The sequence below is a fragment of the Bacillus cereus group sp. BfR-BA-01350 genome, assembly GCF_022663775.1.
Classification (GTDB): Bacteria; Bacillota; Bacilli; order Bacillales; family Bacillaceae_G; genus Bacillus_A; species Bacillus_A paranthracis.
In genome coordinates this window covers 36,217-51,540 of the sequence record NZ_JAKUGD010000003.1, presented here as the reverse complement: position 1 = coordinate 51,540, position 15,324 = coordinate 36,217, and the positions used below count along the sequence as shown (strand labels likewise).

Here is a 15,324-nt window from a genome sequence, read left to right as displayed (position 1 = left end):
GGAAGAGGATCATGACTGAAAATCACTACTTATTATTAACGCCAGGACCATTAACGACAACAAAAACAGTAAAAGAAGTTATGCTATACGATTGGTGTACGTGGGATGTTGAATATAACACGATGGTGCAACAGGTAAGAGCTAAACTTGTATCGTTAGCAACGAAGGAAGAAGAGAGATATACGACTGTTCTTATGCAAGGAAGCGGTACGTTTTCAGTTGAAGCAGTAATCGGTTCTGTCATTCCAAAAAACGGAAAGCTGCTTGTTTGTACAAATGGTGCGTATGGTAAGCGAATTGTACAAATGGCAGAGATGTTACATATAGATGTGGTGGTCAGTCAAACAGAAGAGTGGGAGCCTACTAATATTGTAGAAGTAGAAAAGATCTTACAACAAGATAAAGAGATTACACATATTGCAGTTGTTCATTGTGAAACAACAACAGGTATTATCAATCCAATTGTAGATGTATGTAAATTAGGGAAGCAATACGGAAAAGTAACACTAGTTGATGCAATGAGTAGTTTTGGTGGTATTGAAATAGACATCGCTGAGTTGCAAATTGACTTTCTAATTAGTAGTGCGAATAAATGTATTCAAGGGGTTCCAGGGTTCGGATTTGTTATTGCAAAGCGCGATGAATTGTTGAAATGTAAAGGGCAGGCACGTTCATTATCTTTAGATTTATACGATCAATGGGAAACGATGGAAAATCAAAATGGAAAATGGCGTTTTACATCACCTACACATGTTGTACACGCTTTTTATCAAGCACTACTTGAATTAGAAAAAGAGGGCGGAGTAAAAGCACGTTACAATCGATATGATAACAATCAAAAACTATTAGTGAATCGAATGAGAGAAATCGGATTTAAGCCACTAGTAGATGAAAAATATCAATCGCCTATTATTACATCTTTCATTTATCCAGAAGAATGGTTTGATTTTGAGCAATTATACAATGAATTAAAGCGTGATGGATTTGTTATATATCCAGGTAAAATTTCAAAAGTAGATACATTCCGCATTGGAAATATCGGTGATGTACATGAGGCAGATATTCATCGCTTAGTTGATAGTATCGCTAAAGGAGTTGTTATAGGTTGAAAGTATTTTGCTTAGGTGGAGCAGGTAAAATTTGTCGTGAAGCAATTTTAGATTTAGTGCAATTTTCATCTTTTGAGACGATTACAGTAGCAGATTTTAACGAAGAAGAGGGGCTTAAAGTAGTAGAATGGCTCAACGATCCTCGCGTTGATTTTGTGAAAGTAGATGTAACGAATCATGAGGATACGGTTGCAAAAATGAAGGGCTATGACATTGTAATGGATGGTACAACAATTAAGTTAAATGGATTATCTACTCGATGTATTGCAGAAGCAGGTTGTCACGGTGTGAATTTAAATGGATTTGGTGAAGAAAATGATTCGCATTCTATATTTGTTCAAAACGGAAAAACATGTTTACCTGGGTTTGGTATGACGCCAGGTGTAACGCAAATGATGGCGATGTATGCAGCAAATCAGTTACATACTGTAGAGTCAGTTCGTGTAAGTCATGGTTCGTATCGTCCCATTGCTTTTTCTGCATCCATTACAGAAACAACGACATATGAATATGATCCACATTTGCCATCGCGTACAGTGTATGAAGATGGTGAGTTTAAGCAAGTGCTTCCGTTTGCGCGTCCAAGAGAAATTGAATTACCGGCGCCTTATGGTAAGACAACGCAGTATATCATACCGCATTCTGAAACGATTACGTTAGCAAAAGCATTAGAAAATAAAGGCGTTAAACTAATAGAGACGAGAGGAACTTGGCCAAAGCAAAATATGCAGCTCGTACGTGCATTGTATGACTATGGTATATTGCGTAATGATCCAGTTGAAATAAATGGAAAAGAAATCGGCATAATGGATTGTATTGCGAAGTATTTATTGCAATCGAAAGAAGGACAAGAAACAGAGATTTACGGTTATGCACTTCATGTAGAAGTAATAGGTATGAAAAATAATGAGAAACAAAGACGTGTATTATATCATACACACCCGTTATCTGATGGATCTGTTGTAGGATGGGAAAAATTAAGAGCTTATACGAGAAACGTCGGTATTCCATTTGGGATTGCTACAGAGCTAATCGCAAATGGGAATGTAAATAAAGTTGGTGTTGTGACACCCGAGGAAGCTTTTGTCAAACCACAAATTATTTTTGATGAACTAAAAAAGCGTGGTATTCATATTCACGAGGAAGTTTTCGTTGAAAAGGAAAGTTATAACTTTGTATAAGTAAGGCAGTGTATGAGGTAGAAATCAATGGGGTGAGGTTATGTCTGTAGTAGGTGAAGAAAGAAAGCGAACCATTCTTGAGAAGGTAGAGTTTAAAGGGAAGGTAAAAGTTTCAGAATTAGCGAGAGAGTTTGCTGTATCAACAGAGACGATTCGTCGTTATTTAGAAGAATTGGATCGTGAAAAGAAGTTGAAGAAAGTGTATGGTGGAGCCGTCCAACTTCCGGGAGCTGGAATAGAGGCACCAATGTTAGAACGAGAGATGCTACATATAGAAGAGAAGAAGCGAATTGGGTATAAAGCAGCAACATTTGTAGAAGATGGAGATGTTATTGCGATTGATGACGGAAGTACACCACTTCAAATGGTACCATATCTTGTACATCGCAAAAATTTAACGATTGTAACAAGTTCATTTCCAGTAGCGACACAATTAATTTCTTCTATTAATAAAAAGATGTTTCACGGTGAAGTTTTATTTATTGGTGGAAAGGTATCTCCAAAACATTCACGTGTATCAGGATCTATTTCGCAGCAAGTTATCCAGCAATTTCATTTTCATAAAGCATTTGTTTCGATTGATGGATTATTACCTGGTTTTGGAGTTTCTAGTTTTGAATTAGAAAAGGCGAAACTGTCAGAAGCGATGATGAAATTAGCAGAGAAAACATATATTTTATGTGATCATACAAAGGTAGGCGTAAAAGGAAATTACCGAATAGCAGCGTTTTCGCGCATTCAACATGTAATTTGTGATAAGAAAATGCCCTATAGTTTTGAAGAGGAAGTTAAAAGGCATAATATTCAATGGACAATTTGTTAAATACGTAGAACTCCCACCTGATTGTGAGGTGGGAGTTTTACTGCCTGCAAATAGCGGGATAAAAGATTTGTATTTATGCAAAAAAAGTGGACACATTTTCCCATCTCTTTCATATAATTTACCAATACAAAAAAAGTTGGTCGAAGGAAAGAAGGGGAAGTATGTCAGAACGGATATATAATAAACTTGTATTGTATGCAAATATTTTGCGAAAAATTGGTGTCATCAATGAGAAGGAGAAAAATGAAATTCTTCATACGATAGGTAAAAAAGCTCTTTGAATAAAGGGCTTTTATATTTTTTGCCTTTAAAAATATAAATTTAATGTAATATTCTCGTTGACATCGATAATGATATTCATTATCATTTATTTATGAGTAATTGATAATGTTTATCAATTATAAAGATTATATATGATAGGGGATATTATTTTGAAAAAAAATTATATGAAGGCGCTAGTAGTAGCGACAACATTAGCAATTCCATTTGCTGCATACTCTACTTCAGCGTTAGCAGCAATAAAAATTGAAGCAAACCAATCGGTAGCGGCAGCTAGTGAACGTACATAAGATACTGAGATTAAAATATATAAGGATCAAAAAGACGAGCCATCTATGGTTTCTCAATATATAAAAGATCCTAAGGTAACGATTGCGGATGGGAAAAAAATTGTAACTGTAACAATGCAAGATAGCGATTATTTTCAATACCTTAGAATAGAGGATAAAAACCAACCTGGCGTATTTCATGATGTGAAAGTTTTGTCAGAAGATAAGAGGAAGAATGGAACGAAAGTAGTTCAATTTGAAATTGGCGAGTTTGAGAAGAAGCACAATATGCAAATGCATATACTTATTCCGGCTATTGGATATGATCACAAATATCAAGTTCAATTTGAAATTAAAGATCCAACTGTAGGTGACAAAGAAACAGAGAAACGAGATGATAACTCTAATTCAGGCAATACGGAGACGGATCATCCAGTTGATAATCAAAATATGATAACAGATAATAAATTAAGAGAGCTTGTTAATAAAAAGGTATTTAATAGAAAAGATTTAAATACACCAATCACGAAAGAAGAGTTATTACAAGTAAAGGACTTGTTTTTAAATACGAATGAGATACTGGATTATAGTGCATTAAAATATATGCCAAATTTAAAATCTTTAACAGTTGCGAATGCGAAGATAAAAGATCCATCATTCTTTACGAGCTTAAAACAATTGAAACATTTAGCTTTACGTGGTAATGAATTTTCAGATGTAACACCACTTGTTAAGATGGATCATTTAGATTCTCTTGATTTAAGTAATAATAAAATTACGAACGTTGCACCATTAATTGAAATGAAAAATGTAAAAAGTTTATATTTATCAGGCAACCAAATAGAAGATGTAACAGCATTAGCGAAAATGGAACAACTAGATTACTTGAATTTAGCAAATAATAAAATTACGAATGTTGCGCCATTAAGCGCGTTGAAAAATGTAACATATTTAACTTTAGCAGGTAATCAAATCGAAGATATTAAACCGTTATATTCATTACCTTTAAAAGACTTAGTATTAACACGTAATAAAGTAAAAGATTTATCCGGTATTGAGCAAATGAAGCAATTAGAAGAATTGTGGATCGGGAAAAATGAAATAAAAGATGTTACTCCTCTAAGTAAGATGACACAGTTAAAACAATTACACTTACCTAACAATGAGTTAAAGGATATTACTCCATTATCAAGTCTAGTAAACTTACAAAAGCTTGATTTAGAAGCGAATTATATTTCAGACTTAACACCAGCTAGCAATTTGAAAAAGTTAGTATTCTTAAGTTTTGTTGCAAATGAAATTCGTGATGTTCGACCAGTTATAGAACTAAGTAAAACAGCCTATATCAATGTTCAAAATCAAAAAGTATTTTTAGAGGAAACAGAAGTAAATAAAGAAGTAAAAGTACCTATATACGAGAAAGATGGTAAAATCTCTACAAAAATTCGTTTAAAGAGCGAAGGTGGTACGTATAGTAATGATGCAGTTAAGTGGAGTACACCGGGTGAGAAAGTATATGAATTTGGTGTAAAAGATCCATTTGCGGATACAGGAATCTTCTTCACAGGATCTGTGATTCAAAATGTGGTAGAAAGTAAAGAAGATAACACTTCTAAAGAAGACAATAATTCTAAAGAAGATGAAAAAGTAGGAGTAGTAGAATTTAAAGATGTACCAAAAGGACATTGGTCAGAGGAAGCAATTCATTATTTAGCGAAAGAAAATATTTTTAAGGGATATGGAAATGGACAATTTGGATTTGGGGATCGTATTACTCGTGGACAAGTTGCGTCTTTAGTACAAAGGTATTTGAAATTAGAAAATAAAGTAGAGCAGAAAGAGAGATTTACAGATACGAAGGGACATATGTTTGAGCAAGATATTGCTACAGTTGCGCAAGCTGGAATTATGCAAGGAGATGGTACTGGGGAGTTTCGTCCAGATGGAGTATTAACTCGATACGAAATGTCTGTAGTATTATATAAAGTATTTCAGCTAAAAGAAGATGAAAATAATAAAGTGAACTTTAATGATGTACCAACTGGTCATTGGGCAGAAGAATATGTGAAAGCGTTAGCGGACAATAACATATCAAAAGGTGATGGAAAAGGAAACTTTTTAGGTGATGATTTTGTAACACGTGAACAATATGCACAGTTCTTATATAACGCAATAATGAAATAAAAGATGAGAAAATACGTTATTCTTTGATTGAAAAAGAATAACGTATTTTTTATGTATAAAATGAAATAGTCAATATACAGGAGTATAGACATATGAATAGCCCTTTTTAAAGAAGAGACGTGAAACTATATTGACAAAAAGGCGTTCTCATGTGATAATTCAATTAAATTTTTAGAATAATCAAAAAATACTCCTTTTACATAGAAAGGATTCGAACATTATATGAATATTACGCCGGGGGTGACGAAATGTTATTTTTTCTAAAGAAATGGAATGAATTAAAAGATGTGAAATCTGAACTAGCACTTCGTGATTGGTTTTATGGTACAAAAATTAGCTTATCACTTTGTACGTCAAAAGAGCCGTTAACTTTTTTAGTAAACGTTGAAGGAAGAGATAAAGGGTTATTTTCAGAAGAAGATTTTATTGTTGTAAACTGTATGTGTGAACCAGTATTTGAAAATGAAGAAAAACCAGCTGCGGAATCATTTATGCATGCAGATATTTATAAAAAAAGTAGTGCAGAATGTATTTTACAAGTACAGACTGTAGATAGTCATTTAATATCAGAGTTGTATGGAGAAAAAGGGGAAGTAACATTCGATAAACGTAGCGTGGAACGTGTTTTTGGAAAAGAAGGTATAACAGAAATGACAATTCCCATTGTAGAAGATGAGAAAAAATTCGCAGATTTATTAGAGAATAATGTGCCGAATTTTATTGAAGGTGGAGGAGTAGTTCTCGTTCATAATTATGGCATGATTGTGTGGGGAAAAACTCCAGAATACGCGAAAAAATGGTTGGAGGGTATAGAATATTTAATGAACTACCATGTAAAATTGTTAATGATAAAAGGTGCAAAGAGCTCTGTTATATGAAATGTTTGTGATGTCGTTACAAGTCAATAAGTAAATGAAAGCGTTTTAAAAATAATTTTACTCATAAAATATAGGTCTCCTTATTATATATAGATTACATGTTGACATGTAAGGAGGAACATATTTTGCGAGTTAAATATCATTTTCTGCCAAAACAGCAAGTAACATTTTGCAAAATGAACGATTCAGGTAAGAAGGCTCTGCAAATTATGAATGAAACGGGATTTCGAGCAATCCCTGTATTAGCAGAAGATGAAAAGAAATTCATGGGGATTATTTATAAAGTGGATCTTTTAGAAAAGAAGTGTAATGGTGGATTAGAGGAATTAAGTACGGAACATATGCTGGAAGATTCCACTGCATTTATTTTTGAAAAGGACTCTTTTTTCAGAGCATTTTATGTTATTCGTCGTTTGCCGTTTTTAGCTGTACTAAATGATTATAATGAATTTGTTGGCATCTTAACGCATTCCAATATATTTGATGTTATTGAGGATTCATTTGGTATGCGGACGGGTGGTTATATATTAACGATTGCAACACAAGATTGTAAGGGAACGATTAAAGAACTTGGGACATTGTTGAAAGCATTTCATATCGGTGGACTATTTACGCTAGATAACGGCGATCAATATATTCGCCGCGTTATTGTCAATATAACAGATGAGTTAAATGAAAAAAGATTAAAGCAATTAATCGAAAAAATAGAGAAAAAAGGATTCAGGGTGAGTCATGTAGATTATATTTAAGATGAAAAGGAAAGGGAGCAATTTGCTATATGCAGATTGCTCTCTTTTTTAGTTTGAGTCATGAATCTTATTTTGAAACAGGAGGCGGAGATAATGCTAAATCGGATAAAAAAATAAAATCTGCATGTTCACGAATTTTAGGAATAGAGGTTTCTATAACACGTGATGTAATTTCACCTGGAGGCCCAACATGTCCGATAGCTACCATAATCGGTTTTTCTTGAAGTTTTTTAATGAGTAATTGGGCTTGTTTTGAAATATGAGCCGCTGTGTACACGTCATCAAAAAATAATTGATTTTCAATAATTGGTACTCCTAATTCTTTCCCGATTTTTGGGACGACACTCTTAGGATTTGTTTTGCTATCTAAATAAAATAAACCGTGTTTTTTACAAGCTGCGAGTATAAGTCGTACAATTCTTTCGTCTGCAGTCACCTTTGATCCCATATGATTATTCATCCCAATTGCATGTGGTACTTCTTGAATCGCTTGTTCGAGTCGATTATTTATTTCTTCGTCGCTTAAATCAGTTGTAATTGCTTTTGGTCCAAGCCATTCTTTTTTACCTTTAATCGGTTCCATTGGCATATGTATAATAACTTCGTGTCCTTTCTTATGAGCCGCTATCGCATCTTCTTTTGTAGAAGGAAGAAAAGGCATAACAGCAACAGTTAGTGGAATAGGAAGTGATAACATTTTATCAGTTCCTTTCATATTATTGCCGAAGTCATCAATGACAATAGCTACTTTATTTGTATGGGCCTTGGCCTCAACAGGAAACAAGAAGGATGGTAAAAACATAGTCAAAATAAGCAATGCAATCGTATATTTGTGCATATAACTATTTCCTTTCTATATTATCAATCACCATTATGGTTTGCGTTTTTATATAAATTAAACAAAAAATGTCGAAGAAAAGTATATGGAAAATAGGGAATCCGCTATTTAATTGGTGTTTGTAAAAAAAGGAGATAAAAAAATTGTCTATTATTGCGAATGTATTTACAAAGATAGAATAATTTGTAATAATTCTCAAAGTGAGGGTAAAGATTTGTAAATTACAGGGAGAAAATGTTAAATTTTCTGATTCTTCAAATTCAAATATGATAAGCAGTTAAAAGTTCAATGGAGAAGTGAAGTAGAGAGCATGGAAGTATAATAAGGGGGATATGAATGTTTACTGTAAAAAGGAAGTACACATTAGAAAAGCTTTCACGTGATATTCATATGAAACGTGAAGAGATGATTCAATTAGGTTTAACGAGTGGGTTAAATAGTACGGAGACGATTCAAGTTAGTCAAGAATTGGACAAGCTTATTTTACAGTACCAGTGTTATAAAGAAAAACAAACACCAAAATGGTTATCAATTATAAAGGTACCTATTTTTCAAATTGGGTATGAAGGGAAATCAAGTAATTTTTGGCGAATGCTTGTGGCTGGTTTTATGAAATAAGTATAATTACCCTTTAGGGATAAGGATAATTATACTATGTGTAACGGAATTTCGATATGAACTGTCGTTCCTTCGTTTTCTATACTGTTAATAAAAATATGCCCGTTGTACATCTCTATAATTCGTTTACATATGATAAGTCCAAGACCTGTTCCAGTATCTTTATTAGTAAAGAACGGATGAAAGAGGTGTTTTTGAATATGTTTTGGAATCCCTTTTCCAGTATCTATAATTTGCAATTGTGCGTGTGTTTCATTGTTTGTTACGAAAATAGTTAGTGTATCGCCAGAAGTCATAGCTTCAATTGCATTTTTTGTAATGTTTAAAACCACTTGTTTCATATGGTCTTTTGAGCACCGGATATGAACAGGACGGTCTGGCAAATGTAAATGGAATACAATATTATGTAGATTCGCCTCAGATTGAATAATTAATGCTACCTCATTTAGAATGGTTCTCACATCATATGTTTGTTCAATGATTGCAGTTGGTTTTCCAAGAATAAGAAATTCACTTACAATTTCATTAATTCGTCCTATTTCTTGTTCGATGATGGAAAAATAGAACTGATCTTGTTCATCTTTATATTTCTCTTTTAATAGAGCGACGAGCCCTTTAATTCCGGTAAGTGGATTACGGATTTCGTGGGCGGTACTAGCTGCAAAAGTTCCAACTAATTCAATTTTTTGTAGTTCATTTTGTTGTCTTTCTAGTTTTGTTTGTCGTTTTAACAACATATATTGAGCGAGTAAAAATAAAATTGACATTAAAAATAAAGTAGCTATACATTCTACGGCAACCCACTGGTTTAAAGTTTTTTGATGAATAGGTAACGGAGAAACAGAGACCTTCCAATCTAATCTTTGGAGTGGAGTAGTAAGCATATTAGAATGTGCATCACTTGTTTCGTTATTATCATCGGTTAGAAAAACTACATCATACTTATCAGTTACTTCAAAATGGTATTGTGGCTTAATGGCATTTAAAGATGATGAAATGTAGTCAAAGCGTAAACTTGCTAACAATAAGCCTGAGAGCTCCTTCTGTTTATTAAAAATGGGGGAAGCAATCATAATAGCTTGATGGCCAAGAACACGATCTGTAATGACGGATGATACAGTTGTTTTCTTAGTTTGTAATGCGTTTTGAATATATTTACGATCTGAGACATCAACAGGTGGTTGGTCACCTTCCGATGCGATTGTAATGATACCTTCTGGTGTAGCGTAATATAGACCAGAAAAACGTGCATCGTTTCCATCTGTATCATGTACAATTTCTTTCATCCCATTAATATTTCCAGTCTCGGTTCCTACGACCTTTGCGAGCATTTCTAGGGCAGAAATTGCTTCGCCAAGGTGGTGATCTAAATAGTCTCTATATAAAAAGAGAACCGTATGGGCAACTTGTTTATTTTCTTGTTTCATTTTATACGAATGATATGAATAAAATGTAGCACCAATCCCTGTTGTTGGTAGGATAACAAGCAATATATATAAAACTATGCTGTGGAATTTGAATTTCAAATTTGGTACTCCTTCTTTTTTATTATCATTATATATAAACTATGTTAAAATTGTCATGTTTTTATTCAAGAATCATTCATAATATATTTGGGGAGAGATAATGAATGAGTGAATACTCATTCGGAATTTATATGAAGTACTATTTTGTTCTTTTTATTACTGAGAATTTAAATGAAGGGTTGAAAGTTGTATGACATCAAATAATGAACGAGAAGATATTTCTCAATCTTTAAAAGTATTTATTGCATTATCTCGTGTACATCGTTCTGTTATGGATACGACAAATAAGTCTATACAAAGTAACGGTTTAAATCCAACTGAGTTTGCTGTATTAGAACTGCTATATCATAAAGGCGGTCAACCACTTCAGCAAATTGGTGAGCGTATTTTAATAGCTAGTGGCAGCATTACATATGTTGTAGATAAGTTAGAGAAAAAGGGACTAGTAAAGAGAATTCCATGCCCGAATGACCGACGTGTTATTTATGCACAATTAACTGAATCTGGAGAGAACTTTATTTCTTCTATTTTTCCAGGGCATGAGCAAGTTATTCATCAGTCTTTTGAAATGTTAACGAAAGAGGAAAAGGACGAATTACTGGATCTATTAAAAAAGATTGGAAAGTATGAAAAGTAATAATATGTTCCAAAGGAGCTTTGGATAAAGAAATCCAAAGCTTTTTTGTTTACATGTAATGATGGCAGTATATGCCGTATTTTGTTGAAGAATAAGAGGAGATTTGGAAGTAAGTATTGAATTATAGTAAAGGATGCATTTAATGGAGAGGAGGCTCGTTCATGTCATTTAAAGACTATGAATATAAAAGGCCAAATATTGAAGAATTAAAAGAGAAGTTTACAGCTGCTTTAGAGAGGTTTGATAACGCAAAAACTGTAGAGGAACAAAAACAAGTCATTCATTCAATTAACGAAATTCGTAATGATTTTGGTACAATGGGGAATCTTTGTTACATTCGTCATTCTGTTGATACAACAGATGCTTTTTATAAGAAAGAGCAAGATTTCTTTGATGAATTCTCTCCAGTTGTACAAGGATATGGTACAAAGTATTATAATGCGTTAATTCATTCTCCATTCCGTGAAGAATTAGAAGCGTATTATGGGAAGCAATTATTTGCTCTTGCGGAGTGTGATTTAAAAACATATTCTGATGAAGTCGTGAAGGATTTACAATTAGAGAATAAATTGTCTTCACAATATACACAATTATTAGCATCTGCAAAAATTGATTTTGCAGGAGAAGAAAGAACTTTATCACAGCTTATTCCATTTATGCAAGGGAAAGAGAGAAGTGAACGTAAAGCAGCAAGTGAGGCGTATTACGGATTTTTAGCTGAGAATGAAGAAGAGTTAGATCGTATTTATGACGAGCTTGTTAAAGTGAGAACGAAAATCGCCAAATCTTTAGGTTTCAAAAACTTTGTTGAACTTGGATATGCAAGAATGTACCGTACAGATTATAATGCGGAAATGGTAGCAAATTATCGTCAGCAAGTGCTAGATTATATCGTTCCCGTTACAACGGAATTAAGAAAACGTCAACAAGCACGTATCGGTGTAGAGAAGTTAGCATATTACGACGAAAACTTTGAATTCCCTACAGGTAACCCAACTCCAAAAGGAGATGCGGATTGGATTGTTAATCATGGAAAAACGATGTATAAAGAGTTATCGGCTGAAACAGATGAATTTTTCAATTTCATGTTAGATAATGATTTATTAGATTTAGTTGCGAAAAAAGGAAAAGCTGGCGGTGGATATTGTACATATATTGAGAATTATAAAGCGCCGTTTATCTTCTCGAATTTTAACGGAACGTCTGGTGATATTGACGTATTAACACATGAAGCAGGCCATGCTTTCCAAGTATACGAAAGTCGTAAATTTGAAATTCCAGAATATAATTGGCCAACATATGAAGCGTGTGAAATTCACTCTATGAGTATGGAATTCTTCACATGGCCATGGATGAAGTTATTCTTTGAAGAAGATGCAGATAAATATTACTTCTCTCACTTAAGTTCAGCACTTCTGTTTTTACCGTATGGTGTATCTGTTGATGAATATCAACATTATGTATATGAAAACCCTGAAGCATCACCAGAAGATCGTAAGACAGCATGGCGTAATATAGAGAAAAAGTATTTACCGCATCGTGATTATGAAGATAATGATTATTTAGAGCGCGGTGGATTCTGGCAACGTCAAGGACATATTTATAGCTCGCCGTTCTACTATATTGACTACACGTTAGCACAAATTTGTGCACTGCAATTTTGGAAACGTGCAAGAGATAATAGACAAGAGGCGTGGGAAGATTATGTGAATCTGTGCCAACAAGGTGGAAGTAAATCATTCTTGGAATTAGTAGAAGTTGCCAATTTAACATCACCATTTGCTGAAGGCTGTGTGAAAAGTGTTATTACAGAAATTGAAGCATGGCTACAAGCAATTGACGACACAAAATTGTAAAAAACATGCGCTTTTTTTCACATGTTTAACATCGACATAATGAGAAAATGATGAGATAATAAAAGAAAATTCAGAATACTAAAGAGGTGTTTCTAATAAGGAGCGCCTCTTTTCACCAACAAAAGGGGGGAAAGAAGTATGCTTCAATCTAATATGGATGTGAGTTTAGAAAGTTTAGTGAACTCATTACAGTCTACCCGAAGCACGCTATTGTCAGAAATTGAAATGTTAAATGATACAGAAGTGAATGTAAAGCCACGTCGTGATAAATGGAGTATTATTCAAATTTTGCATCACTTGCATTTAGTTGAACAATCTGTCACGTCTGCCCTTGTATATGCCTTACAAAAAAATGAAAGAAACACGACTCCATTTAAAGACCTCCAACTTACGCTGGATCGCACACATAAACGAGAAGCTCCTCAGCAGATGAAACCAACAGAAACGCTAATGAAAAAACAGCAAGGAATCCAATTACTAGAACATTCACGACAAGAACTATTACATGCGCTTCATAGCGTTATAGATGAAAAAGACCTATTTGAAAATGGGTTAAAGCATCCTGTTTTTAATGATCTGAATTTATATCAGTGGGTTCAATTTCTTGATTTGCATGAACAAAGACATCTTACGCAGTTAAAAGAAGCGAAACACGCAATTTTACAGCGATAATTAGGAAGAAGTGGGAGACCACTTCTTTTTCATATGTGCATAGTTTTTCTTCTTATTTTGGAATACTACAGAGAGAAAGAAAAGAAGGAGTTGAAAAGTATGTCCAATAAAAAGAAAGAAGAAGAGCGCGCTTGGAAAGCACGTAAAGAAAATCAAAAACCACATGGAAAAGTGAAAGCTTTTGCTGAATTAGTTGAAGGAACAGAAAAAACGTGATGAGTATTTCATCACGTTTTTTGTATGAGTGGAAAAGTTAATAAGAAAGTTGTACCTGTACCTTTTTCACTTATAATATCAATTTTTCCGTTCATAGCTTGCACAACACTGAATACGACCATCATTCCAAGACCAGTACCTTTTTCTTTTGTTGAATAGAAAGGGGATCCAAGACGTTTTACTTGTTCTTGATCCATACCAACTCCTGTATCTTTTATATATAATTGAATATGTTTATGATCAGGAACTAATGTGAAATAAAGATCACCGCCTTTTGGCATGGCCTCAATGCAGTTTTTTAAAATATTTAACAAACATTGATTTAGTTTTTGTTTTTCTCCCGCGATAAAAAAAGAAGTACTTTGCTTTATATAATGTGTACGCACATTTGTTAAATTAGCAAGCGGTGTAATTAACGATAATGCATGCAGTAGTTCTTCTTCTAACTGTAATGTTTGTTCTTTTTCAATACTTGGTTTTGCAAAGGTTAAATAATCTGTAAGAACGTGATTTGCTTGTTCGATTCCGTTGATGGCTATGTCAATATATAATTTTCGCTCTTGCTCAGTGCATGTACCTGACTGCAAAAGTTGTAAAAATCCTTTTGTTGAAGTTAACGGATTGCGAATCTCATGAGAGATGGACGCTGCCATTTCGCCAATTAAATGAAATTTTTCAGCATTCATAAGTTCGTTTTGGAGACGAACTTGAGTTTGTAATATGTGTAGTAAATATAAAATAAGAATCGTACCAAGTATCGTACATAACTCATACACAATAATATGTGGTATATAATCAGTCTTATTTGTAACCTTTGAAAGGAAGAAAGGTATCCAACTCAATCCGTATGTGAGACTGTATATAATAGCGAGTATTATTTTTATACGATTAGAAGTTCGATTGAAAAATTTGTATGTAAATAGTAGAACAATAAATAGAAGGATAGAACCGATAAGCGATGGGAAAACACCTATTCCTCCTAATAAGAAGCGATATATATTTAATACAACTAATATTGATCCACCAGCAATAGGACCTCCGGTTAATGTACCGACAACTAATACGATATGACGCATATCAAATTGAAATCCATAATTTGTTTTTGCTGCGAAAGTGATACATAGTATAGTAACGAGGCAGCATAATACAATAAATATAGCTGAATTTAATTTAGGAGAGCGTTTCCCTTTTTGATTCCAAAATAAATGGTATACGAGCATTGTAACAAGGATGAATAATATATTTAGAAAGAGATAAATAATAAAGGATTTCAGTGGGATGCCTCCTCTCTTCTTATAGTAAATTAATCATACTATAAAATGAAAGAAATGAAATGAGAAATAGCGGAAAAATCAGAAATTTTTTCTGGTAGTATACAATATGTTACAATAAGCTTTGTCAATGAAAGAAGGAATTCCGTGCAATGCACGGGAGAGGTTCGCGAACTCCCTCTATAAAAAACTATGGAAACAACAATATCTTTAGGTAT

Annotated in this window: 13 protein-coding genes, 1 pseudogene and 1 riboswitch; of the genes and pseudogenes, 11 read left to right on the top strand and 3 right to left on the bottom strand. The window is 33.6% G+C overall.

Annotated elements, in window-relative coordinates:
• Positions 1 to 11: 11 nt before the first annotated feature.
• From phnW to cbpA, 6 genes and pseudogenes are all read left to right on the top strand, one after another.
• Positions 12 to 1,109, top strand: a complete 1,098-nt coding sequence (phnW, locus tag MR147_RS08015; RefSeq protein WP_074607947.1) for a 2-aminoethylphosphonate--pyruvate transaminase — start codon at positions 12 to 14, stop codon at positions 1,107 to 1,109.
• Positions 1,106 to 2,290, top strand: coding sequence for a saccharopine dehydrogenase family protein (locus tag MR147_RS08010; protein ID WP_242303910.1), 1,185 nt, complete (start codon positions 1,106 to 1,108; stop codon positions 2,288 to 2,290). Before phnW ends, MR147_RS08010 begins: the two co-directional genes overlap by 4 nt.
• Before the next feature lie 40 nt (positions 2,291 to 2,330).
• On the top strand, positions 2,331 to 3,113 hold the full coding sequence (locus tag MR147_RS08005) for a DeoR/GlpR family DNA-binding transcription regulator (RefSeq protein WP_000117662.1): 783 nt from the start codon (positions 2,331 to 2,333) through the stop codon (positions 3,111 to 3,113).
• 413 nt (positions 3,114 to 3,526) lie between these two features.
• Positions 3,527 to 5,845, top strand: a pseudogene (locus MR147_RS08000) (NEAT domain-containing leucine-rich repeat protein).
• Positions 5,846 to 6,093: 248 nt separating this feature from the next.
• Positions 6,094 to 6,723 carry a class II aldolase/adducin family protein gene (locus MR147_RS07995; protein ID WP_000895995.1) on the top strand — a complete coding sequence of 210 codons (630 nt, stop codon included), beginning with the start codon at positions 6,094 to 6,096 and terminating at the stop codon, positions 6,721 to 6,723.
• Positions 6,724 to 6,848: 125 nt separating this feature from the next.
• Positions 6,849 to 7,472, top strand: coding sequence for a cyclic di-AMP binding protein CbpA (gene cbpA / locus MR147_RS07990; protein ID WP_001264219.1), 624 nt, complete (start codon positions 6,849 to 6,851; stop codon positions 7,470 to 7,472).
• A 67-nt stretch (positions 7,473 to 7,539) separates the two neighbouring features.
• Here cbpA and MR147_RS07985 read toward each other — a convergent pair whose 3' ends face one another.
• The gene (locus MR147_RS07985) at positions 7,540 to 8,310 is read right to left on the bottom strand and encodes a divergent polysaccharide deacetylase family protein (protein WP_000549803.1); all 771 of its coding nucleotides are present in this window, start codon (positions 8,308 to 8,310) and stop codon (positions 7,540 to 7,542) included.
• Positions 8,311 to 8,646: 336 nt separating this feature from the next.
• On the opposite strand from MR147_RS07985, the gene MR147_RS07980 reads away from it, so the two are divergent.
• On the top strand, positions 8,647 to 8,928 hold the full coding sequence (locus MR147_RS07980; RefSeq protein ID WP_000495540.1) for an aspartyl-phosphate phosphatase Spo0E family protein: 282 nt from the start codon (positions 8,647 to 8,649) through the stop codon (positions 8,926 to 8,928).
• A gap of 29 nt (positions 8,929 to 8,957) precedes the next feature.
• Here the strand turns inward: MR147_RS07980 and MR147_RS07975 are convergent, their stop codons facing one another.
• On the bottom strand, positions 8,958 to 10,454 hold the full coding sequence (locus MR147_RS07975) for a DUF3149 domain-containing protein (RefSeq protein ID WP_242303909.1): 1,497 nt from the start codon (positions 10,452 to 10,454) through the stop codon (positions 8,958 to 8,960).
• A 190-nt stretch (positions 10,455 to 10,644) separates the two neighbouring features.
• On the opposite strand from MR147_RS07975, the gene MR147_RS07970 reads away from it, so the two are divergent.
• From MR147_RS07970 to MR147_RS07955, 4 genes are all read left to right on the top strand, one after another.
• Entirely contained in the window at positions 10,645 to 11,091 is a 447-nt protein-coding gene (locus MR147_RS07970) for a MarR family winged helix-turn-helix transcriptional regulator (protein ID WP_000203341.1), read from the top strand.
• 161 nt (positions 11,092 to 11,252) lie between these two features.
• Positions 11,253 to 12,947, top strand: a complete 1,695-nt coding sequence (locus tag MR147_RS07965) for a M3 family oligoendopeptidase (RefSeq protein ID WP_000008562.1) — start codon at positions 11,253 to 11,255, stop codon at positions 12,945 to 12,947.
• A 138-nt stretch (positions 12,948 to 13,085) separates the two neighbouring features.
• Entirely contained in the window at positions 13,086 to 13,619 is a 534-nt protein-coding gene (locus MR147_RS07960) for a DinB family protein (RefSeq protein ID WP_000941973.1), read from the top strand.
• A gap of 99 nt (positions 13,620 to 13,718) precedes the next feature.
• The gene (locus MR147_RS07955) at positions 13,719 to 13,835 is read left to right on the top strand and encodes a DUF6254 family protein (protein WP_000066280.1); all 117 of its coding nucleotides are present in this window, start codon (positions 13,719 to 13,721) and stop codon (positions 13,833 to 13,835) included.
• A gap of 11 nt (positions 13,836 to 13,846) precedes the next feature.
• Here the strand turns inward: MR147_RS07955 and kinB are convergent, their stop codons facing one another.
• Entirely contained in the window at positions 13,847 to 15,055 is a 1,209-nt protein-coding gene (gene kinB, locus MR147_RS07950; protein ID WP_001993722.1) for a sporulation sensor histidine kinase KinB, read from the bottom strand.
• Positions 15,056 to 15,262: 207 nt separating this feature from the next.
• A riboswitch (PreQ1 riboswitch) is annotated at positions 15,263 to 15,306 on the top strand.
• Positions 15,307 to 15,324: the final 18 nt, after the last annotated feature.